This window comes from Phycisphaerae bacterium (genome assembly GCA_035275405.1).
GTDB lineage: Bacteria > Planctomycetota > Phycisphaerae > UBA1845 > UTPLA1 > DATEMU01.
This window is the reverse complement of sequence record DATEMU010000015.1, coordinates 1-21,078: the sequence shown is the minus strand read 5'-3', so window position 1 is coordinate 21,078 and position 21,078 is coordinate 1. Positions and strand designations below refer to the sequence as shown.

General features: G+C 61.1%; 23 protein-coding genes. 13 read left to right on the top strand and 10 right to left on the bottom strand.

Going from position 1 to position 21,078, the window contains the following annotated elements:
* Positions 1 to 177 precede the first annotated feature (177 nt).
* The 8 genes from cpaB (at position 178) to VJZ71_17815 (ending at position 8,498) form a co-directional block, all read left to right on the top strand.
* Positions 178 to 1,038, top strand: coding sequence for a Flp pilus assembly protein CpaB (cpaB, locus tag VJZ71_17850; protein HKQ49943.1), 861 nt, complete (start codon positions 178 to 180; stop codon positions 1,036 to 1,038).
* A gap of 222 nt (positions 1,039 to 1,260) precedes the next feature.
* A complete protein-coding gene (locus VJZ71_17845) occupies positions 1,261 to 2,754 on the top strand; it encodes a pilus assembly protein N-terminal domain-containing protein (GenBank protein HKQ49942.1) in 1,494 nt (497 codons plus the stop codon).
* Between the two features lie 188 nt (positions 2,755 to 2,942).
* Positions 2,943 to 3,935 (top strand): hypothetical protein, encoded by a 993-nt coding sequence (locus tag VJZ71_17840; protein HKQ49941.1) that lies wholly within the window; start codon positions 2,943 to 2,945, stop codon positions 3,933 to 3,935.
* Between the two features lie 25 nt (positions 3,936 to 3,960).
* Positions 3,961 to 5,289, top strand: a complete 1,329-nt coding sequence (locus tag VJZ71_17835) for a CpaF family protein (GenBank protein ID HKQ49940.1) — start codon at positions 3,961 to 3,963, stop codon at positions 5,287 to 5,289.
* Between the two features lie 15 nt (positions 5,290 to 5,304).
* Positions 5,305 to 6,288, top strand: a complete 984-nt coding sequence (locus VJZ71_17830) for a type II secretion system F family protein (protein HKQ49939.1) — start codon at positions 5,305 to 5,307, stop codon at positions 6,286 to 6,288.
* A 12-nt stretch (positions 6,289 to 6,300) separates the two neighbouring features.
* Positions 6,301 to 7,221, top strand: a complete 921-nt coding sequence (locus VJZ71_17825) for a type II secretion system F family protein (GenBank protein HKQ49938.1) — start codon at positions 6,301 to 6,303, stop codon at positions 7,219 to 7,221.
* A gap of 36 nt (positions 7,222 to 7,257) precedes the next feature.
* On the top strand, positions 7,258 to 7,794 hold the full coding sequence (locus VJZ71_17820; GenBank protein HKQ49937.1) for a hypothetical protein: 537 nt from the start codon (positions 7,258 to 7,260) through the stop codon (positions 7,792 to 7,794).
* The gene (locus VJZ71_17815; GenBank protein HKQ49936.1) at positions 7,791 to 8,498 is read left to right on the top strand and encodes a tetratricopeptide repeat protein; all 708 of its coding nucleotides are present in this window, start codon (positions 7,791 to 7,793) and stop codon (positions 8,496 to 8,498) included. The genes VJZ71_17820 and VJZ71_17815 overlap by 4 nt, the downstream gene beginning before the upstream one ends.
* 17 nt (positions 8,499 to 8,515) lie before the next feature.
* Here the strand turns inward: VJZ71_17815 and VJZ71_17810 are convergent, their stop codons facing one another.
* The 5 genes from VJZ71_17810 to VJZ71_17790 all read right to left on the bottom strand — a co-directional run bounded on the left by VJZ71_17810 (position 8,516) and on the right by VJZ71_17790 (position 11,306).
* The gene (locus tag VJZ71_17810; protein ID HKQ49935.1) at positions 8,516 to 9,244 is read right to left on the bottom strand and encodes an RluA family pseudouridine synthase; all 729 of its coding nucleotides are present in this window, start codon (positions 9,242 to 9,244) and stop codon (positions 8,516 to 8,518) included.
* 45 nt (positions 9,245 to 9,289) lie between these two features.
* Positions 9,290 to 9,541: a hypothetical protein gene (locus tag VJZ71_17805; GenBank protein ID HKQ49934.1), complete on the bottom strand. Its 252-nt coding sequence runs from the start codon at positions 9,539 to 9,541 to the stop codon at positions 9,290 to 9,292.
* Positions 9,542 to 9,575: 34 nt separating this feature from the next.
* On the bottom strand, positions 9,576 to 9,989 hold the full coding sequence (locus VJZ71_17800) for a hypothetical protein (GenBank protein ID HKQ49933.1): 414 nt from the start codon (positions 9,987 to 9,989) through the stop codon (positions 9,576 to 9,578).
* Positions 9,990 to 10,330: 341 nt separating this feature from the next.
* Complete coding sequence (locus tag VJZ71_17795; protein ID HKQ49932.1) at positions 10,331 to 10,468, bottom strand: hypothetical protein; 138 nt, start codon at positions 10,466 to 10,468, stop codon at positions 10,331 to 10,333.
* A gap of 10 nt (positions 10,469 to 10,478) precedes the next feature.
* Positions 10,479 to 11,306, bottom strand: coding sequence for an isoprenylcysteine carboxylmethyltransferase family protein (locus tag VJZ71_17790; GenBank protein ID HKQ49931.1), 828 nt, complete (start codon positions 11,304 to 11,306; stop codon positions 10,479 to 10,481).
* A gap of 169 nt (positions 11,307 to 11,475) precedes the next feature.
* Between VJZ71_17790 and VJZ71_17785 the strand changes: the two genes are divergently transcribed.
* Positions 11,476 to 12,150 carry a TetR/AcrR family transcriptional regulator gene (locus tag VJZ71_17785; GenBank protein HKQ49930.1) on the top strand — a complete coding sequence of 225 codons (675 nt, stop codon included), beginning with the start codon at positions 11,476 to 11,478 and terminating at the stop codon, positions 12,148 to 12,150.
* Positions 12,151 to 12,170: 20 nt separating this feature from the next.
* Here VJZ71_17785 and VJZ71_17780 read toward each other — a convergent pair whose 3' ends face one another.
* A complete protein-coding gene (locus tag VJZ71_17780; protein ID HKQ49929.1) occupies positions 12,171 to 13,007 on the bottom strand; it encodes a sulfite exporter TauE/SafE family protein in 837 nt (278 codons plus the stop codon).
* A gap of 201 nt (positions 13,008 to 13,208) precedes the next feature.
* Between VJZ71_17780 and VJZ71_17775 the strand changes: the two genes are divergently transcribed.
* The gene (locus VJZ71_17775) at positions 13,209 to 14,555 is read left to right on the top strand and encodes a hemolysin family protein (GenBank protein HKQ49928.1); all 1,347 of its coding nucleotides are present in this window, start codon (positions 13,209 to 13,211) and stop codon (positions 14,553 to 14,555) included.
* Positions 14,555 to 15,580, top strand: coding sequence for a CNNM domain-containing protein (locus tag VJZ71_17770; protein ID HKQ49927.1), 1,026 nt, complete (start codon positions 14,555 to 14,557; stop codon positions 15,578 to 15,580). The genes VJZ71_17775 and VJZ71_17770 overlap by 1 nt, the downstream gene beginning before the upstream one ends.
* Positions 15,581 to 15,613: 33 nt before the next feature.
* On the opposite strand, the gene VJZ71_17765 is transcribed toward VJZ71_17770, so the two are convergent.
* From VJZ71_17765 to VJZ71_17755, 3 genes are read right to left on the bottom strand one after another with little or no spacing between them, the layout of a single operon-like run.
* Entirely contained in the window at positions 15,614 to 16,489 is an 876-nt protein-coding gene (locus VJZ71_17765; protein ID HKQ49926.1) for a tetrahydrofolate dehydrogenase/cyclohydrolase catalytic domain-containing protein, read from the bottom strand.
* 11 nt (positions 16,490 to 16,500) lie between these two features.
* Positions 16,501 to 17,541, bottom strand: coding sequence for a DUF1570 domain-containing protein (locus VJZ71_17760; GenBank protein ID HKQ49925.1), 1,041 nt, complete (start codon positions 17,539 to 17,541; stop codon positions 16,501 to 16,503).
* Positions 17,522 to 18,424: a sugar phosphate isomerase/epimerase family protein gene (locus tag VJZ71_17755; protein HKQ49924.1), complete on the bottom strand. Its 903-nt coding sequence runs from the start codon at positions 18,422 to 18,424 to the stop codon at positions 17,522 to 17,524. Before VJZ71_17755 ends, VJZ71_17760 begins: the two co-directional genes overlap by 20 nt.
* Positions 18,425 to 18,849: 425 nt before the next feature.
* Between VJZ71_17755 and VJZ71_17750 the strand changes: the two genes are divergently transcribed.
* Positions 18,850 to 19,062, top strand: coding sequence for a DUF2281 domain-containing protein (locus tag VJZ71_17750; protein ID HKQ49923.1), 213 nt, complete (start codon positions 18,850 to 18,852; stop codon positions 19,060 to 19,062).
* A gap of 70 nt (positions 19,063 to 19,132) precedes the next feature.
* Here the strand turns inward: VJZ71_17750 and VJZ71_17745 are convergent, their stop codons facing one another.
* Positions 19,133 to 19,819 (bottom strand): hypothetical protein, encoded by a 687-nt coding sequence (locus tag VJZ71_17745; GenBank protein ID HKQ49922.1) that lies wholly within the window; start codon positions 19,817 to 19,819, stop codon positions 19,133 to 19,135.
* Between the two features lie 281 nt (positions 19,820 to 20,100).
* Here VJZ71_17745 and VJZ71_17740 point away from each other — a divergent pair, with 281 nt between their 5' ends.
* Entirely contained in the window at positions 20,101 to 21,045 is a 945-nt protein-coding gene (locus tag VJZ71_17740; GenBank protein HKQ49921.1) for a hypothetical protein, read from the top strand.
* The last annotated feature ends 33 nt before the right edge of the window (positions 21,046 to 21,078 follow it).

Genomic DNA, 21,078 nt, shown 5'->3' with positions numbered 1-21,078 from the left:
CCTATTGATCGGCCGAAATCGCGCGTCCTGTAACTGTCAGGGAGCCGCTGCCGAAGAATCTTTTAGATGACACGGGGCGGACTTTTGTTACCATGAATCCGCCTTTCGGCAGCGGCCCCATGGGGGCGGCGTCCTGTCACGGGCAAAGCGTTTACGTTCGTAGAAGGAGCGAGAATTATGCGCTGGGCCATCATTTTATTGATCCTGCTAGGTGTCCTCGCCGCAACGTCCGCGGCGTTGCTGGTAGCCTCCTACGGCGGAAGTCAGCGGCGCGAGTCTCCCAACATTGAGATTCTCGTAGCCACGAAGGCGCTGCCTGCACAAACCAAGATTGACGGCAGCATGGTGGCGCTCAAGTCCGTCACGCGGAAGGAGGCCCCGGCCAAACACTTCACCAATGCCGTTCAGGTCGTCGGCAAGATGCTGATCGTTCCAATCGCCGAGGGCCAGGTGGTAACGCCTGAGGTCTTCGGCGATCGCGAGAACGCTGCAAAATTCGCGGCGGCGATCGCCGACGGCATGGTCGCGGTACCCACCACGCCAAAGGACTTCGCCAGCCTGGAGGGTTTGCTTTATCCGGGTTGTTTGGTCGACGTGATCTTCACCCAGCGGCCGGGCACGGGTCAGGATCCGGTTTCGGTCACGCTGCTCCAAAGCGTCAGCGTGCTGGCCATAGGCGAGTACTCCGTCGTTTCGACCAAACTCGAGGCGGAAAGTCTGGAGGGGCAATCGACCGAGTCCAAGAAAGTAACGCTTCAACTGACGCCTCGGCAGGCCAAGGCACTCCAACTCGCCCAGGAAAACGGTACCATTTCGCTGGTGCTGCGGAACCCTTTGAACCCCGCCGCGGCGGACAGCGGTGCCATTTCGCTGGACGATCTGATCAAGAAAAAGTCCCCTGTCGCCGCGTTTGTCTCGCCGCCGACCACCAGCAATGTGGAGCCGGTCAGTGATGAACTCCCGCCCGGGTGGGATGTCATCAGAATCCAAGGTGGAAAAAAGGACACGCTCACCGTCCCGATGCCGGAACCAAAATAATTCGGAAGAAAGTCGTTGCATTTCAGCAACGCGGGTATTATGCAGTTCGGTCAATCATCGAAAGTCCTATTTCAAATGGGTTTCCATGTGAACCAAATCCAAACGCGACGTCATTCCAATCGCACGTTTTTTCTCGCATTTGTTCTGAGCTGCACGGGATCGTCGATCGGCATTTGGTCGCACGCCCGTGCAGACGATCCCGATCCGAACGCGGAGCCCCGGGTGATCCTCCTTCGTCTGGGTCAATCGGAGCCCGTCAAGGCGCCGTGGCCGGTCAAGCGCGTGAACGTGACCGACCCCAAGGTTGCGGAGGCCGAGCCTCTTACGGCGGATCAGTTTCTAATTCAGGCCAAGGGGATCGGCTCGACGGACCTGCTTTTCTGGAGCGCGCAGGAAGACGTCTGGCGGGCCCGCGTGGACGTGGAGATGGACTTACGCCGTCTCAAGGAACAGCTGATCAGCCTCTTCCCAGGTTGCACGCTCGATCTGTTTCAAAATCAGGGAGTGGTCGTCGTTCGCGGGACCCTGCGCCGCGCCGAGGATTCCATCGCCCTTCGTCAATTTCTGGACGCGCTCAAGACTTCTTTAGGAAAAGACAGCAAGTTCGAATATGTTGATGCGACGAGGATATCAGGCGTTCAACAAGTCCTTCTTCAAGTTCGGGTCGCCGAGGCCAACCGCGCCGTGCTGCGTTCACTGGGTATTAACGTTTTCAACTACGGCAAACAAGACAACGTCTTCTTCGGCGCGTCAACGGTCGGACCCGCAACCGGCGGAAACATCAACAACGTCCAGATGGGACCGGCCTCCAGTGCCCTGGTCGGCGATGAGGCGGTTCCCGTCCCTTTTCTGACCAACGAGAACGTCAGCATCAGCAATTTCGTTACGATGAACCTGGGGTTCCCGCGAGCTGAATTGCAATTCTTGATCCAGGCCCTTGCGGAGAATCAATATGTCCGCCTTCTGGCCGAACCCAACCTCGTCGCCCAAAGCGGAGAAGAGGCGACGTTCCTGGCGGGGGGCGAGTTTCCCATCCCCGTGGTGCAGGGAACGACGACCGGCGGTGGGACGTCCATCACCATCGAATATAAGGAATTCGGAATTCAGTTGAAGTTCCGACCGGTCGTCCTCGGCGACAGCTTGATCCGGCTGAAGGTCGAGCCGGAGGTCAGCGAACTGACCGAAGTCGGAGCCGTGGAGATCCAGGGCTTTCGCGTTCCGGCGTTGACAACCCGCCGGGCGTCCACCACGTTGGAGATGCACAGCGGCCAGACATTCAGCATGGCCGGCCTGATCAGCAAGAGCACCAATGCCACGGCGTCGCGGGTCCCCGGCATTGGCGATATGCCGGTCCTCGGCGCGCTGTTCCGTTCCGTCCGTTATCGCGAAGGAGAGACCGAACTCGTCGTCCTGTGCACGGTTTCACTTGTGGAGCCCATGTCGCTGGCATCGCTTCCGCCGTTGCCGGGCGCCACGCACAGCCGCCCGAACGACTGGGAATTGTATCTCGGCGGCAAGATCGAGGGCTCAGAACCGCCGTGCCTGTCTGAGCAGGACACGGAATGGCTCAAGAGGCTGGGCTTCGAGGATCTCCAGGGACCGGGGGCCTGGAGCGAGTACGGCGAAAGGCCGCCGGAGAACACCACGACTTTGAGGCCGCAGACCCGCGCGCCGACCACCGAAGTTGTCCTGCGCCCCGACGGGACCGCCCCCTAGACGGCACCCCCGATGTCAGGTCCCGCGACGTAAGGCAGCCTATGAATTCCGGACGGCGAGTCATTTTAATGACCAGCGATCCTGCTACCGAAACCTCGGTAACAGGCGTGCTCAAATCGGCCCCGGGTTCCGCAGCGGTCGAAACCTGTAACAGTCTAGCCAATCTTGTATCTCTCCTAGAGAAGACGGTGCCACCTGTCGCGCTGGTCGATCTCGATCCGACGCCGAAACGCATGCTGGCCGATCTGGATCCGATTATCACGCGCTTCGGCCAGACGCGCTTTGTTGCGCTTTCCACCGACGTGACCAGCGACCTGTTATTGGACGCCATGCAGATCGGCGCCCGCCACCTCTTAGGTAAGCGATCAATTGAATCGGAATTAGCGGGTGTGGTGAGCCGGTTCATCGCTGGCGATGCGGCCGGACAGAGGCGCCAGGGCTTGGTAGTGACGGTCCTTTCTGCGGGCGGGGGCAGCGGGGCGACGACGCTGGCGCTCAATATCGCACACGAAATCCAGTTGGAAACGTCTCGGCAGGTCCTTCTGGCTGACCTGGATGACCGGTATGGAGCGGTGGCGGCGTTTCTTGATCGCGAGGGCGAGTACGGAATCGCCGACGTATTAGCTCGCAAACAAATCGACGAAGAATTAATCCGCACGACCGCGTTGGCTTTTTCCGATCGACTACACGTGCTCTTGAGCCCGGCCAGCGCCCGCTCGTCCCGCTATCTGCCGATCGATTATGCCGGAATCAATGAATTCCTGACGGTCTGTCGTCGAATGTACGCTTGCACCATGTTGGATGCGCCGCGCGTAGCGCCCGACGTCGCCGCGCGGCTCGCCGCGGCCAGCAACATGACTTATTTGATGCTACAACTTAGCGTGAAGGATATTCGGACGGCCCGGACGCTGCTAAAGACGCTGGGCGAGTTGGGGGTTTTGCCGGAAAACATTACACTGGTGATCTCGAGGTATCATCGACGGTCCGTCATCTCGCTCGCCCAGGCCCGTGAGGCTCTGGGGCGGGATACGCTGGTAGTGGTCGGAAGCGATTTTCGCCATGCGTTGGAATCAATGACTTACGGTCAACCGCTGGCCGAAGTGGCGCCGCGGTCCCCCTTGCGCAAGGAACTTCGGGACCTGGCACTGGGACTGCTGGCGACCTTCGCAGCCGCGGAGTGAAGTTCAAATTGCAGGAGGCACTTTGATGGCGAACGACAACAAACCGACCGTCGCGAGTGGGGATGTCTCCGACCCGCAAGCCCTGCATAAGGTCAAGGCTAATGTCCATCGACGGCTTCTCGAAATCCTGGACCTGGTGGAAGCGAATCGGATGTCGGTTGAGGAGCTGCGTACCGAGTGTTCGCGGCGGGTCGACCAGCTTCTGAATGAGCAGCGCTGTCCCCTTTCGGCGCCGGAGAAACGGCGGCTGGTTCAGGACGTCATCGACGATATCTTCGGGCTGGGCCCCCTTGAGGACTTGCTGCGCGATCCGGCGATCAGCGATATCCTTGTTAACGGTCCCCAGAAAGTGTACGTCGAGCGCGAAGGCCGGCTGCAGCGAACCGACCTGTCGTTTCGCGACGACGCGCACGTGATGCTGGTGATCCAGCGCATCGCCATCAAGGTCGGACGCCGAATCGACGAGAGTTCGCCGATGCTGGATGCCCGCCTCCTGGACGGTTCGCGCGTCAACGCCATTATTCCCCCGCTGTCGCTGTCCGGACCGTGCCTGAGCATCCGCCGATTCGGAACGATTCCGATCGACACGAATGAACTGCTGCGCTACGAATCGGTGACTGAAGAAATGCTGATGTTTCTGCAGGCCTGCGTGCAGTGCAAGGTGAACATCCTGATCTCCGGAGGAACCGGCGCCGGAAAGACCACGATGCTCAATGTCCTGGCCAAGGCGATTCCCGCGAGCGAGCGAATCATTACGATCGAAGATGCCGCGGAGCTGCGCCTTCCCCACGAGCATGTCATTACGCTGGAGGCCCGGCCGCCGAACATCGAAGGTCGTGGGGAGGTGACGCCCCGGGATCTGCTGCGAAACTGCCTGCGCATGCGTCCGGACCGAATCGTTATCGGCGAGGTCCGCGGAGCGGAGGCCCTGGACATGCTTCAAGCGATGAACACGGGCCACGAGGGGTCGATGACCACGGTCCACGCCAACAATCCCCGCGACGCGCTACGCCGCATTGAGAACATGGTGAGCATGGCCGGGCTGAATTATCCGGTGGATGTCATCCGCCATCAGATCGCCTCGGCGCTGCACGTTCTCCTGCACGTCGCCCGCCTCACGGGCGGACGGAGAAAAATCGTCAGTCTCGCCGAGATCACCGGCATCGAGAGCGGCACGATCCTGCTGCACGATCTGTTTACGTTTACCCAGCGCGGCGTCGATGCGCAGGGCCACGCCAAGGGCGAGTTCGAGCGGCGCGGCGTCCGACCACAACTGTTGGAACGACTGGAAGCCGCGGGGGTGACGCTGCCGCCGGAAATATTCATGCGCGATATGAAGGCAATGCGTCGCTGACAGGGTCTGGATGTCATGACCTTTGATATCAACAACATCATCCATCTGACGGTTATCGCCGCGACGTTCGCGCTGGTGTTGTCGCTGTGGCTCGGTGTCGTCCTGCTGTGGTCCATAAAGCGCAATGCCCGCGAGAAGGCGGTCCGCAAGCGCGTCATCATCGAGGAAGCCGAGACGGCATCCACTCGCCCGCTCAAGCTCTGGCACCAGGGCCGTGAGGCCGTGGTTCATCGGCCGGCATTCCGCCGGATGGGCCTTGCACCCCGGATCAAGTTGAAGTTTCAGGAGGCGGGCTGGGAAGTCGACCTGCGATCCCTCACCGTCGGTTCGATCGGGCTGGTACTGCTGTCGTTCTTCTTTTCCTACGCCACGACCAAGAGCCTTATGCCCGGTCTGGGCGCCGTCATTCTGGCCGCCTTCGTGTTATGGTTTCTGCTCCAGCGTCGAATCCTGAAGCGCACCGCGCTTTTTGAGAGCCAGTTTGTGGATGCGCTGGACATCGCGGCCCGATCGTTGCGCGCGGGCCACCCTCTGGTCGGCGCCTTTCAACTGATCGCCACGGAAGTACCGCCGCCCGTGGGAGCACTCTTTGCGGAAATCTGCCAGGCGCAGGAAATGGGCTTGAGCATTGAGCGGGCCATCCAGGAGGTCGGAAAGGTCTTCAGCAACCCGGATGTGAGGATCTTTGGAACGTCGGTCGCCATTCAGATCAAGAGCGGCGGAAACCTGGCAGACATGATGGACCGATTGGCGTACGTGATCCGCGATCGCATGCGGCTCAGTCGCCGCGTGCGCGTTCTCACGGCGCAGACTCAGTTCAGCAAGCGGATTTTGGCCGTCCTGCCGGTGATCATATTCGTCGTCTTGAGTTCGGTGAATCCCAAGTACATGTCGACGATGTACTCCACCGACGCCGGGAGGTTTTTGTTGAGCATCGCGGCGGTCGGGGTGATCCTGGGGATTTGGATCATGAATCGGCTCAGCGTGATACGGTATTAGGTGCTCATCGCGATGATCCCGGCACAGTTTTTTATTCCGATCCTCGTGTTCGTGGCGGTCATGGCCATCGGCGCGGGAATTTTACTGGCCCGGTCCATCCGGCTGGAATCGTTGCGCACGCGTCTTGGCACCGCCACACCGGACGAAGAAGCCGAGCCAGCAGAAAAGGGCCCGTTGCTTCTGCGCATCACGGGACGATTGGGCGGGTTAATGGGGGTCCACGGAACCTCCCAAAACCTCCGGAAACTCCTGGCGCGCGCGGGATATCATGGGGACACCCCGGTCGTCGTTTTCCTGGGCAGCAAGGTCCTGCTCCTCCTTGCGGCCCTGGGGGTCGGCGCGGCGTTGACCTATTCGGCGAAATGGACCACCGCAACGAAATCCCTGGTGGTGTTAGGGGGAGCGACATTCTTCTTCTTTCTTCCGAATATGCTCGTCCGCCTCAAGGGAAGTCGACGGACCTCCGAAATACGCGTATGCTTGCCCGACGCGGTCGATCTCCTCGAAATCTGTGTCTCCAGCGGCATGGGTCTGGACCAGGCTTGGAACGTGGTGACCGAGAAAATCTCGAGCGTCAGCATGTTGCTTGGCGATGAGATGGCGTTTACGAACCTGGAAATCCACATGGGCGCCCCCCGCAGCCTGGCGATGCGGCACCTGGGGGAGCGAACGGGCTGCCAGGAGGCCTCGTCCCTGGCGGCCGCCTTGACGCAATCCGAGCAATTCGGTACGAGTATCGCCGAGACACTGAAGACGTTTGCCAGCTCGATGCGGGAGACCCGCAGCATGATGGCCCAGGAATTTGCGGAGAAATTGGCCGTCAAACTCCTTTTTCCGCTGGTGTTTCTGATCTTCCCGGCCATCATCATCGTCGTGTGTGGTCCGGCGGGCATCGAATGGGCCAAAGTCCTGAGCGGCGCTGCCGGGAGATAAGGACACGAAGAAACTCAAATGGGAGAATTACGACTCATGAAATGTACAACATTTATCGGATATGCCGGACTGGCCCTTGCGGCCCTGGCGTGCAATTCGCCGTCGCCCTCATCGCCCTCCACGTCGTCGGCACCGCCCGAGCGCGACATCAATATGGCGGAGTCGAAATACTTCAATGATACGGCGATCCAGAACGCGATCATTGCGCAGCACACGCTCTACCCCTATCACTTTGTCACCCACAGCGCCTGCCTGAACGAACTCGGCGAGCATGATTTCAACGTCCTGGTCGATCACTACAAGACGCATCCGGGACCCTTGAACCTCCGCCGCGGAGACGCGGCGCCCGAGCTTCACGAGGCACGGCTGCAATTCATCTCTGACCGGCTCGCCAAGGCCGGGATTAACATCGGCCCCATCGAGGATGGGCACCCCGGCGGCGAAGGAATGCTTTCGGAATTCGTCCTCATGGTCATCCAGAAGAGCTACGGAGGTGGCGATGACCAGGGCGGCGGCGACATGAACGGAACCGGCGGCGGCGCGGTGGCGAATCGTGGGGGAAGCGTCAAATGACACCCATCCGGCTCCAGGGAACAGCGCTTCTTTTTTCCCTGGCTACCTGCTGTGCCGCGGCGTGCTTCGTATTTCAGACCGGCTGTGCACAGGATAAATCGGTCGCCAGCGGGAAAGATCCGAACCCGCCACATCCGGAAGATGAGCAATTCGCGGAAGGGGCTGGTCGGCCGGCCAGCGCGAAAACGCAATACGCTTATGCCCGAATTCTGTCCGCCCGGCGGCAGGATGCGGCGTGCGACGTGTTGTTGAGCAGATTAATCGCCGAGAATCCTCAATTCATGCCCGCGTACCTGTTGCAGGCCGAGGTCCGCATGCGGATGCGCCGCGTCGACGCCGCCATTGCCGCGTTGCGATCGGCACTGGTGATTGCCCCTCGTGACGACATTCTCCTGAATAATCTCGGAGTTTGCTATTTAACGAAGCCTGACTGCGCGAGCGCGTTTCAGTGCTTCATGGGGGCGGCGGCGCTGCAGCCTTCCAACTCCCGCTACCGGGCCAACATGGCACTGGCGCTGGGCCTGATGGGCCGCGAGGATGAATCGGCGTCGCTCTACAAATTGGTCGTATCCGTGGACGACGCCGAATACAATCTCGCCCTGCTCAACTCCGCGCGGGGGGGCTATTTCGGATTCGCCGAGCCGCCGCGACGGTCCCCTTCCACAACCAGCCGGCCCGCGGTCGAGGTCGACAAGCCCAGCTAAGGGCGTTCAAACGCCGCCTAATTCGATGGTGGAGCCAGACCCTGTCGCTTGAGCGTTGTCGCAAGATCCTCCGGCCAAGGGGAGGTGACCGTCATTCGCTTGCCCGTCACGGGGTGGATGAACGACAGGCTCGCCGCATGGAGACACAGCCGGGGCGCTTTCGGCAAGACGAATTTTCCCGCATACGTGTCCTCGCCCAGGACGGGGAATCCCAGCGATGCCAGGTGTACGCGAATCTGATGCAGGCGACCGGTCTTGGGCCGGGCCTCTACGAGCGAGACGGCGCCGGCGGTTTGGAGGACGCGATAGGCCGTGATAGCCGGTTTTCCGTCGCGAGCCAGCACGGCTTTTTTCCGAGCCCCCACCACTTCGGCGATGGGCTTCTGAATGACGCCCTGGGCCGGTAAGGGCATGCCGGCGACGAGCGCCCAATAGATTTTCTGGACGAGGCGGCGCTTGAACTGATCGAGCAGATGATCGAACGCACTCTTGCGGAGGGCGATGAGGACGAGACCAGAGGTATCGCGGTCCAGGCGATGCAAGAGTCCCCAGTCGCGGGCCTCGCCGAGGTTCTGCAGGGCCGGACCGAACTCCGCGAACAGGCCGTTGAGCAGGCTGTCGTGCTCGTGCTTCTTGCCCGGCTGCGTGACGACGCCGGTGGGCTTGTCGACGACGATGAGCGCGTCGTCGCGAAAGCGGATTTCGTAGGGCACGGACGGGTTGGGTCTGACGGAAAGGTGCGGCACATCGCGCTCGCTAGGGTCGAATCCTCGGCCAGGCCGGCTCCCGCATCATAGCACGGTGACGCTGGAATCATTGTCCAGAACGAGATCGACGATTTCCCCGTCGGATCGCCGGAGGCGGAGGCGTTGAAGCCATAACCGATCATTCTTTCCGTGCGCGTACCAGCTTCCGGTGGGCTGCGGGGCGCAGGAGACGACCGTTCCCTCCACCTCCGTATCCCAGGGACCGCCGGAGGAGCGGATGCGCTGGCGGACTCGAACGCGCTGAGCAGGCTTGAAGTTCATTGTTTTGTACGACATCAAACAGCCGAGGGAGGCTGTTCTCCATCGCCGGTTATTGCTTCGTAAACGTCGCATTACCCAGATCGGTGATGATGACATCATCGGTGAAAAAGACGGTGAACTCGCTTTGGAGGTGGCCGTTGATGACGTTGCGGGCGTCGTTCAAGTTCCCCTCAAAGATCAAGTCTCCCTGAGTGACGATTCGCACGAAGGTGCCGTTGACGATGGTTTCGCGATGGGGATTGCGATCGATAAACGTCTGGTTGCCCGAGGTCTCGCGAATCTCGATCAACGTGCCGTTGCCGTCGAAGACGAAGAGCTTGCCATCGTGGTCAGAGGATTCCGGGGCGGAGAGGAGCCAGGCCCCCTGCAGGACGGCCCCGGGCGGCGGGCCCTCGGTGCCGCAACCGGCGGGCAGCAGGGCCGCGCAGAGAACCACACTGAGAACCATCCCTGACTTTCGCATCGTGAACATCGCCTGACCTACCTTCCTTTGTGAGCCCGGCTTTTATCCCCCGCGAGGCGGTCGCTCAGGCGACCGAATTAAACCGGGAGCATGGTACCGGCGGACTGGTCGGCGTGGCAAGGGTCGAGGGAAGCGGCAGCGAAGTCAATTTGGAGATGTCGAAGAATCTGATAAACATAATCTGACACTGAGGGACTGAGGACTTGGGCTTTTCCACCGCGACGGGCGGCAGGCCAATCGCACAGCTCCTGCCCTATTCCATCGCCCCACGGCCTCCGACCTCTGATCGTTGTGGCCAGGGACTTGACCCATTCCGCCCCCCGAACGTTGAGACGGAGCCATTAATGCCCCAGTGCGGCATAACCGCCGATCGCGGCGGCGATCCAAGCCAGGCCTTTCGCGAAGAAAAAGGCGAATGCCGCCATCCCAAGGCGCTTGGAAGAGTGTTTTGTCCATTGATTCGTTTGAATCGCTTTCATTTCGTCCACCTCAAGAAGCTGCCGGCGATATCGAAGCGTTCGGGGATGGCGACCTGCGCTTTGGAATCGGGACCAGGCCTCGAACTTCACGCTTATAGGCAAGATATTGCTCGCCGTGCTCGGCGATGAGATCGCGCTCCTCGATCCACGTTCCGAACAGGACGTAGCCCGTCACCAAGGCGGCAAAGTAAAGGTGCCCGAGGGTCATCGTCGGCGTGGCCCAGAAGGCGATCAAAAAGCCCGTCATCAGCGGGTGCCGCACGACGCGATACAGTCCCGCCAATCGAAATCCGACCGGCGCGTAGGCGCGATTGCGGAACCTCAGCCATGCCTGACGCACGCCGAACAGATCCAGGTGGCTGATGGTGAAGGACGCCGCGACGGCGATCAGCCAACCGGCCAACGAGATCGCGGATAGCGCGATGGCAGCGGGCCCGTGCACGCTCCACACTACCTGGGGCATCGGCCGCCACTGCCAGAAAAGAAGCCCCAGCAACGCGCTCGCCGCCAGAACAAACGTGCTGCGCTCGACCGGCTTCGGTACGATCCGCGTCCACCAGTGTTTGAATGCCGGTCGGGCCATGATCGTGTGCTGCACGACGAAGACGCCTAGCAGCGCAGCGTTGATCAGCAGCGCCGAGCCGACCGGTCCGGCTACGCCACTATCGATCGACTTCGGGACAACCCAGTTGCCGACAAATCCGATGGCGTAAAGGATCGTCGCGGGGAAAGTAAGGTAGGAAAACAGCCCATACGTGAGGGTCAAGATACCGCCGAGCCGTCCGGGTTGTCGCTCGGCAAGATTCGCGTGTTCGAACGATATCGCATGTGCGCTCATGAAAACTTCTCCGTGTCAATATTGGAAACCGAAATCGAGTCTTTGTGCGGCCGTTACACGCACGGAGTTTAGATGCCGGGCACCGTCTGCGAAAAGTTGACTCGTGGTGCACCAGGGGGTGTCGTTGTGGTAAACTCGCATGCCGTACTGTTCGCTTCCGGAGGACCCCATGGCCACGCCGCGCACGACACGAGATCGGCTCATTGAGACTGCCGGGGATCTGTTCTACACGACCGGTTTCCAGGCGGTGGGGCTGGACCGGATACTCAGCGCCGTCGGCATCACCAAGACCGCGTTCTACAAGCATTTCGAAAGCAAGGACGACCTTATCCTGGCGGTGTTGGATCGGCGCGACCGTGCCGACATCGCCGAGGCGATCGCGCATATGCGCCGCCACGGCGGCAGCGACCCGCGCGCACAAATACTGGCCTTCTTCGATTTGCTGGCGGACTGGTTCGCGCGGCCCGATTTCCGCGGGTGCTTTTTCATGAATGCCGCGACGGAATTTCCGTCCGCCCACGACCCGATCCATCTCGCCGCAGCGGCACACGGCCAACATATCGCCGGCGAGTTGCTGCTTCGCGTTCAGGCCGCCGGAATGCCGGACCCTGAAGGCGTGACCAAGCAGTTGATGCTGTTGTTCAGCGGCGCGATTGCCGCCCGTCACGCAGGCGGCGTTTTCGATGCGGCGGTCACGGCACGCTTAACAGCGCAGGCGTTGCTGTCCGCTCAGCGCAGTGCACCCATTCATGAAGCGCGAGCCGCTCGTTTGCCTCTCACGCCGACCGGCGCCAAGACGCGCCGGCGGATGGGTTTGCGCCGGGCGCGCGCTCAACGCCGCTGACGCCACCTGGAGCGTTTGGATTAGGGTTGCATCTGCCGCCAACCGGCGAAGAGGAGGCGCACCCCGCAGTAGAGGAGGAGCATTACGAAGGCGAGGCGGATGAGGCCGACGGGCCAGCGGTGGACGCGGGGGGCAGTATACCAGGCGCCGAGGATGGCCGTGGGGGCGAGGCAGACGGCCAGGAGCGCGGACTCGCCGAGCGTGAAGCCGTGGCGGGTGAGGGCGGCGTTTTTGGCTATCGCGCCGACGACGCTGGACCAGAGGATGGTGCTGGCGGAATTGGCGATGGCGTTGGTCAGGGGGATGCGGAGGAAGAGCTGCTGCGTGGGGACGGCGATGAGACCGCCGCCGACGCCGAGCAAGCCGCCGAAGAGGCCGGCGGGCAGGCCGACGAGGGCGAGAATCTTCGCGGGCGAGAGACGGGCGGCATCGGACTCGTCCATTTTGGGCAGGCGCTTGCCGGAGCGGATTCGCGCGAGGTTGTAGATTACGACGTAGAACAGGAACGCGGCGAAACCGATTTGCAGGTAGCCCTGACCGGGGCCGTGGAAGAGGGCGCGCTCGCTGAGCCAGACGCCGGCGAGGGCGCCGACGATGGCGCCGGGGATGGTCCAACGGGTGACGTGGCGGAAGGTCGCGCCGGCGTTTTGGTGTTGCAGGACTGACGGCGCGACGACGAAGAAGTTTACGATCATGGCGGAGGCTTGATACAGGTGTTGTTGCTCAGCGCCGAAGAGGAGGACCATGCCGGGGATCATCACGGTGGAGCCGCCGATGCCGAGGAGACCCCCGCTGGCGCCGGCGGCGAGGCCGAGGAGAATGAGGGCGAGGAGGTCGGTCAGAGGGGGAAGGTTCATGGGCTCGTGACTGAGTGTCGCGTTTTCATGATGTATGGTCAAAGCCGGCGGGGGACTTACTTTTGAGAGTCGCCCTCCATGCAATGAAACGCACAACAACCACCCGACGCACACGGCCTCGCTGCTGCGAGACCGTGCCACCCCACCGCGGTTGTCCCCATTCGACAGCCATGCGCGGGGTTCGTAAGATCGTGTTCACTTGTGGGCGTTATCCTGGACAATCTCACGCGACTCATTGCGATCGTGCTGCTCATGGCGGCCAGCGGGATGATCTCGGCGGGCGAGACGGCGCTATTTGCCCTGAGCCGGCAGCAGCTCGCCAGGCTCAAGCAATCGGGGCATCTTTCGGCGCAGATCATTCTCCGGCTGCGCAAGGATCCGCAGGGGCTCCTGTCCACGATCCTGCTTTCCAATATCACGATCAACGTGCTGCTCTATTCGCTGATGACGGTGACGGCGAAGCGGCTGTCGGGCGGCTCTCCGCTGGTCGCGACGCTATTGGGCACCGGGAGCTTTCTGTTCATGCTCCTGGGCATCGAGATCTTCCCGAAGCTCATCGCGTATTCGATCAGCGATCGGCTGGCGCCGATTGTGGCGGGGCCGATCCAGATTCTGTCGACGGTGACTTATCCGGTCCGGCGGCTGCTGGAGGCGGGGATCGTCGGGCCGCTGACGCGGATCCTGGGCGGGACCATGCACCAGGATGCTTCCATCAAGGCGGAGGAGTTGCAACAACTTGTGAATGTCTGTCGGAGCGAGGGGCTCATCGGTCAGGGCGAGAATACGCTGCTGCACCAGGTCATGGAACTGTCGCAGACGCGGGTGCGAGCGCTGATGGTTCCTCGCGTGGACGTTGTCGCGTTCAATCTGAATGATAATCCGGCGCGGCTGGTCGAACTGATCAAGCGTCATCGACTGCTGCGGATTCCGGTGTACGAAGACAACATCGACGATGTCAAGGGAATTGTTCTGTCCAAGGAATTCCTTCTCGATCCGCAGAAATCTCCGAAGTCGCTCGTCAAGCCAATCGCGTTCGTACCGGAGCAAGCGAGCGTGGAGGCGCTGCTTCGGCATTTTCGTAAGACGGGGACCCAGCTCGCGCTCGTCGTCGATGAATACGGCGGTCTCGCGGGGATCGTCGCCTTGGAAGATGTTGTGGAGGCGATCGTCGGGGAGATGCACGCCCCCGGCGAAGTGGTTGCGGTGAAGACACTGGAGCGCATCGATGCAACGACGTTTATAGTGGATGCCGGGCTGGACCTTGACGATTTTCGGCGCGCCTTTCAATTGCCCATCGAAGAGTCGCGCGTACAGACGGTCGGCGGGCTCGTGTGGGCGATTCTGGAGCGCATCCCAACGGAGGGCGACGAGGTCCGGATCGACCCGGCGACCCTCGTGGTCGTGTCCATGCGCCGGCGGCGAATCATGACCGTGAAGTTGATCCTGGAGCGGCCGCCGAAGGAGAATCCTGACCTCGCCCGATTGACCGGTGAAGGGTTGCCGGTTCGACCGAAGGCGTCGAGCTCGCGCGGTAAGGGGGGGGCGTAATGGGAGAGTTTTCGCACATCGTCGTGGTGGCGGGCGCCGTCTGGTGCGCGGTCTTCGTGGGGCTTTCGGGGCTGTACAGCGGCGCGGAGACGGGACTGTATTGCCTGAATCGACTGCGGCTGCGGGTGGCGGCGCACGGGGGCGATCGGCGGGCAAAACTGCTGCAACGATTGCTGAGCGACCAGCCGGGACAGCTCTTTACCATGTTGATCGGGACGAACGTCACGGATTATCTGGCGTCCGCCTGCCTGACGCTGCTGTTGTTGAAGTGGCTCACGATTCGGCATGGTATTCAGGTGGCGGAGGGGCAGGCGGAACTGTATACGACGCTCATCCTGACGCCGGCGGTATTCATCTTCGGCGAGATCGTACCCAAGAATTTGTTTCAGCGATATTCGGACCGGCTGATGCTCGTCGTCGCGCGGCCCCTGGCTCTGTCGTACTGGGTAACAAAATGGACGGGGCTGCTGCGGGCGCAGCGGTGGATCTCCGACATCGTGTTGCGCAAAGTCGCCAAGCGGGCCGCGACGGATTATGCGCTGCACCCGCGCGTGGATATGTATCACATGCTTCGCGAGGGCGCGGCCGGTGGTGCGCTGACCGCGACGCAGGCGGTCATCCTGGAGCGGATCGCGGCGTTGCAGGGGATGCAGGTGGGCGCGGTGATGGTGCCGATCTCCGCGGTCGTGACGCTGCGCGCGGACTTGACGTTGAGCGAGGCGCGCAGGATCGTGACGACGACGACTCATTCGTGGATGCCGGTGTATCGTGGCGATCGGCAACACCTGATCGGCGTCGTGCATTTCCTGGATACGCTGACGGGGATGCCGGAATTGATCGTGGAGGATTACCTCTGGCCGGCGATCGAAGTGAACTATCAGACCTCGGTCACGGAGACGTTGTCCCTGTTGCAACGGACGCGGCGGCGGATGGCGTTTGTGGTCGATGCGAATGGGCGGTGCCTGGGGATTGCGACGGTCAAGGATTTGGTGGAGGAGATTGTCGGAGAATTGGCGGCGTGGTGAGGCCAACGTCGGATCGTTAAGACGACGATTCGATCACGGGGCATGTCGTTGCGCGGCGGCGGCGGTGTTGGCGAGCAGCATGGCGACGGTGACGGGGCCGACGCCGCCGGGGACGGGGGTGATGGCGCCGGCGATGGGTGCTACTTCATCGAAGCGGACGTCGCCTACTAAGCGGGGAGTTTTTTTCCCGTTCGCGTACGTAGTTTCAACTTGATGCGTTCCCACATCGATGACGATGGCGCCGGGGGCGACGTATTCCGCGCCGATCAGGCCGGGGACTCCCGCGGCGACGAGGAGCAGCTCCGCGCGGCGGGTGTGCGCGGCGAGGTCGCGCGTGCGAGTGTGGCATTGTGTGACCGTGGCGTGCGCGGCCAGAAGGAGCATGGCCAAGGGCTTACCGACGACAACGCTGCGACCGATGACGACGGCCTCTTTTCCCGCCAAATCGGGCACCGCCGAGGTCAGACAGGCCATCGCGGCGGCGGCCGTGCAGGGGACGAGGGCCTCACGGCCCATGACGAGCAGGCCGAGATTGGCGGCGCCAACGCCTTCGACGTCCTTAGTCGGCGCCATCCGCTGCTGGAGGGCAAAGGCGTCGAGGGGCCTGGGGACCGGCAGGTGGAGCATGATCCCGCTCACGGCGGGGTCGAGATTGAGGCGCTCCACGGCGGCGAAGGCGCCTTCCTGCGGAATTGTCGCGGGCAACTGCACCAGTCGATGTTCGATCCCGACGGACTGGGCCTGTTTGGCCTGTGAACGCGCGTAGGCGAGGGCCGAGGCGTCGTCGCCGATGAGGATCGCAGCCAGCGTTGCGGGGCGACCTTGCTTTGATAGCTCTCCGACGCGCCGGGCCGTTTGCTCGCGGATTTGCGAGGCGATTGCTTTGCCGTCGATCAGAGTCGCCGCCATCACGGGCCATCCTATCGCGCGGCGCGGGCGGCGGCGATAGTCTTTCGACTGCGCTCGACGAAGCTCGCATCGACGGATCCGAAAGTTTTTTCAAAGTGGGAAATCTCGCGTTCCCTGGGGAGGGCTGGCGTCGTGAGGTAGGTGGCGAACTCCCGGGGTAATTCCGACGAGACATAAAAGACGATGGCCCAGGCGGCGGCGTAGGCCTCGGTTGAGGTTTGTGCGCCGGGGGCCAGGGGCCGGGGGTCGGCGATGACGGATCGACAAAGGGCGACAGTCTTATCGGGATCAATGGCGAGGAAGTCGGCCGCCCGGTACGAATTTACCGGTTCGGCGGCTTCAAACTGCATGGCCAGGCCTTCCTGAAGCCAACGGCGGTCGCGCATCGCGGCGGTCTGCACACCGATGTTGTAGAGGACGAGGTGGGCAAGTTCGTGGCGGATGACGGTGTCGTTGATGAGCCGCTCGTGGTCGGTCACGCGGCGCTGGGCGTCGTCGAGGTGTGCGCGCGATGTCGACGACGGGGACTCGCGACCGGATTCGGTGAGTTCGCGGCGCTTGTCGCGGATGAGGGGGCCACCGGCGGCGTTGAACATGACGCAGCGGTTGGCGAACTGGTCGAAGAAGCCGGGGACGTTGGGGCTGATGACGAAGCCGTCGGGACGGAGGAAACGCTCGTAGTCCTCCCAGGCATCGAAGAAGATGACGAGGAGCTTTTTGGCCGGCGGATGCGTGGCGAGGCCGAGCCGCATGGCGAAAGTATTGACGCGCAACCACGTCTGTTCGGCGAGATCGCCCAGGGGTTCGGTTCGGGCGGCGTCGGCGTCCGAGAGCAAAGTGAAGTGCGGCGTATAACGGGCACCAAAGCGAGGGCCGAGTTGGGCGAGCGTCGCGCGAGCGGCGGATGTGTCGGGCGGGAGATCGTCTTCCGGCGAATATGCCGACGCACGAGGCAGCAAGACAATCAGTAAGAAGACGGCAACGCTACCGCTTTGGCGTGCGCTCGCGACAAAGCAGAGCTTTGTCGTCCCCTTAGCTCGCGACGTGTTCATATCCCTGTCGCGGGGCGTATTTGTCGCCCTTGTAGGCCGTCAGCGGGACGGGCTTTTCGTCGAGGAGCGGCTTCAGGAACTTGGCGGCGGCGGGCAGGGCCTTGTCGGCGTCGGCCAGCGAGGTCGTCCAGAGCTTGGGCCAATCGAAGACCAGATAACCTCGATAACCGATGCCCTTGAGGAGTTGCACGAGGCGCGGCAGCTCGACGGTCCCCTGACCGGGCAGGGCGTAGCCTTCGAAGACGCCGGCGTCGTCGAACTTTCCGTCGGTCACATGGACAAGGCCAATCTGCGAACCAAGGCGGGGGATTGAGGTGGTCGGACGTTCACGGCGGGCGCGGGCGGCGAAGGGGTTCCAGCAACACTTGACGGCCGGGCTGTCGGCGGCATCGACGAGGTACCACAGGGCGGCGCTGTCGACGAAGTCGCCGCTGTTTTCTATGAGGATCGTCACGCGGCGATCCGCAGCGTAGCCGGCCAATCCGCGAAGGGCCGTCGCAATGCGGCCCAGGACGGTCTCGCGCTTTTCGTAGCCGATGAAGGCCTTGGGGATCTCCGCGCCGAAGACGCGGACGAAGGGGCACTCCAGCTTGCTGGCGAGGTCGATGTACTCGCGGGCCTGGGCCTGGTTCTCGGCGACCTGCTTGGGATCGCGCATGTGGAAGGCCGCGGACGAAGCGAGACAAACCAGCTCGACGCCGGTGTCGCGCATGAGCTTGGCGATCTTGGCGGGGTTGGCGGCAAGCTGCGGGGCGAGCGGCAGGTGCATCTGGCCTTCGAGACCGCGCAGCTCGATGCCCTGATAGCCGTACTCCCTGGCCTTTTCGACCATGGTGGCGAGGTTCCAACCGGGACAAGCGACGCTGCTGAAGGCGAGTTTCATTCAGTAAACTCCGAGGGTTCTGGCAGGCGAGCCCACTTTGGGGCCGCTTTTCGTCGGTACGATAGCGCATCGGTGACGAGCCGTCAAAAGGAAGAACAGAATGATTCACCACAGAGGCACAGAGGACACAGAGCGCGTTTTTGTTTGGTGGAACAAGGAGGAACGGCTCCCGAAGGCATCCGCCCCGGCGAGTAAACTGCGGCACTGAGATACCGACAGATGTTCGAGCTGTTCAAGCATCGAGAGGCGTTCGACGTCTATGTGTGCATGCGCTGCGGCCGGGTGGAATTCTTCCTGGATGGGGTGGGGGAGAATCTGCGAGGAGCGTCTCAATAAAATTTAATGTCCCCCGTATCTCCCCTCGGCTCTATGGGCAGGAACCTCCGGGGGTTGGAACCGGTTTGGTCAGCGGATAGAATAACAGTATGAGCACTAAGGAACTTATTTCGATTTGCGAACAGCTTCCCGAGGAGCAGCGTGGGGAGGTGGCGGATTTTGCGCGGTTCCTTCTGGCCAAGAAAGAAGACGAGGCGTGGGAGCGGACCATCGCAGATCCTCGCCCGCGACCGAAGCTCGATGAGTTTGTTCGCGGGGCATTGGCCGAGGGGAGCGAACCCCTGGATATGGATAAGCTGTGATCTCGCGCGTGACGCCGAGCTCTTGAGAACACCATCCAGGAAAAAGGTGGTTGTCCAACTTGGCCGTCGCTTAGAGCCTGCGTTCAAGTTCTACACGTAGGCTGCGCATTATTTTCCTAACATCCGATACTGTGAATGCTGCAGGGCGTCCCCATTCAGTATGAGGCATCTTATCGATGACACGATCAGCTAACTGAGTTATTTTCTTGTCGCCGATGAACGTCGACTTGACCTTGAAGGTCCACCGCCTCGCTTCATCGGCCATTATTCCGGGAAAGCCCGTAGCGTCGGTGCCTTCTATCTTGAGTGCTTGTGCAACAAGCTCCTTAATCGCCACTTTGTCGGAGTGGCCAAAATCACTGGCGTCTATGCGACGGCCAGCATCGCCACCGCGAATCTCAATGTTTCCACCGGGATCATGTAGTCCTCCGTCGCCCGCTCGAATTGTAGCGGCAACGATATTGACATCACCGCCCTTTTCTTGAATTTCGGTTTCGGTTGGTGCCGGTGGTGGTAGCGGCGGTGGCGTTTCACGTACGAAACCTTGTTTTCGATAATGGAGTTCAAGGGCAGCCCAAAGACAGCCAACTGCGACGGTTGCGATAAGAAACCGAAGCGTTTCGTGGGCATCTAGCATTACGTCCAGCTTTTCAATCCACGTGGCCCATGTTCTACAGCCGTCTGGAATGCCAGCAAGTCCGAACACGCCAAGAAGTGGGCCCAAGATCCTAGCGGCAAATAACCACGGCTTTCGCATCCCGCCATCATACCACGACCCCTTGCCACAAGTGCCTAATCTCGAGTATTCGCATGGACGCGGGTGACCCGGCGGGTGCTTACTTTATGGCGTGTTGGCTCATCCCTGTCGTGCGCTTTGAGGCGGGGCGGGTTTTGGGTGAGAATCCCCGGGCTGGCGGAGCGATTTGCTGCAAGGCTATCCCGCCCGACTCTAGTCGAATGAGTACGCGAAGATTTCGCGAATCGTAGCCCTACGGCGAACCAAGAGGACATCGGTTATTTGTCAGATTGGGCGTGAACATGAACTTTGACAAGGTGATAGTCGCCGACGAATTGTCTCAGAGTTTGTGCAGTATCGCGCATCAAGAGGGGATGCTGTTTACTCGCGAAGGTGAGTACACGATGTATCCCCCCAATTCCGACCGACGTCAGACGGTCCTGAGTTTGTTGGTCTTGTTTGATAATCTGATTGTACACAATTCCCATCCGAACGAGTACCGCATTCCCGATCTTGAGCACGACGGCATACTCCAAGTGGTCAATGTTCCTGAGCCCATAACTAAACCTGCACCTCTCAAATCCAAGTGGTTGCCGAGCAGGTTTGATCCTAGGCCAAGAGCACCAACCAGAGTGTTGCGAACGCTTGCGCAGATGCAATCCTACCGCCCCCTAATCGTGGACCGCTTGGTGACGTATCGTCCAAGGAAAGGGGAAATGTTCGAATTCGAATCGTTCATGGCGAAAACGCTTCGTATCTCTAGACGAAGATATTTTAGTGAATTCCTCGACTTAGCGATCAACTATGTTCTCGGAAATAAAGAAGCTATAGCAGAGAATGTCATTGAAAGAGCACTGCCAAAACGTCTGCTAAACCCGATTAAGCGTGAGCTCTTCGATTTTAGCCGACGGGGGAAACTCTTTGGCCCGACAAATGCGACTCTTATAGCTGCAATAATCTTCGCTCAAGAATTAGGCGCCATTCAAGAGCTCTCGTCAAAACATGGCGTCGGAGTCGCGACTCATTATTACCGCCGAGCTCGCCGCGATCCGAGTCGGGGAATGGAGCCATTTGGCAATGAACCCTCGCAAGTGCCCAGGTCGTTCAGGTTGATTCGGAGCATCTTGCATGAAGAGGGCCACTTTTTTCCGCGGATTGAAAGCATTTCCCACGCATTGAAATTAAGAGTCCCTAAAAGTACCCATTCTTTAATCGTCGCCAACAGATCAAGGCGCAGCCCAGTGTGAGAAATGCCGTATGGATGTCAGCGCGACGATCAT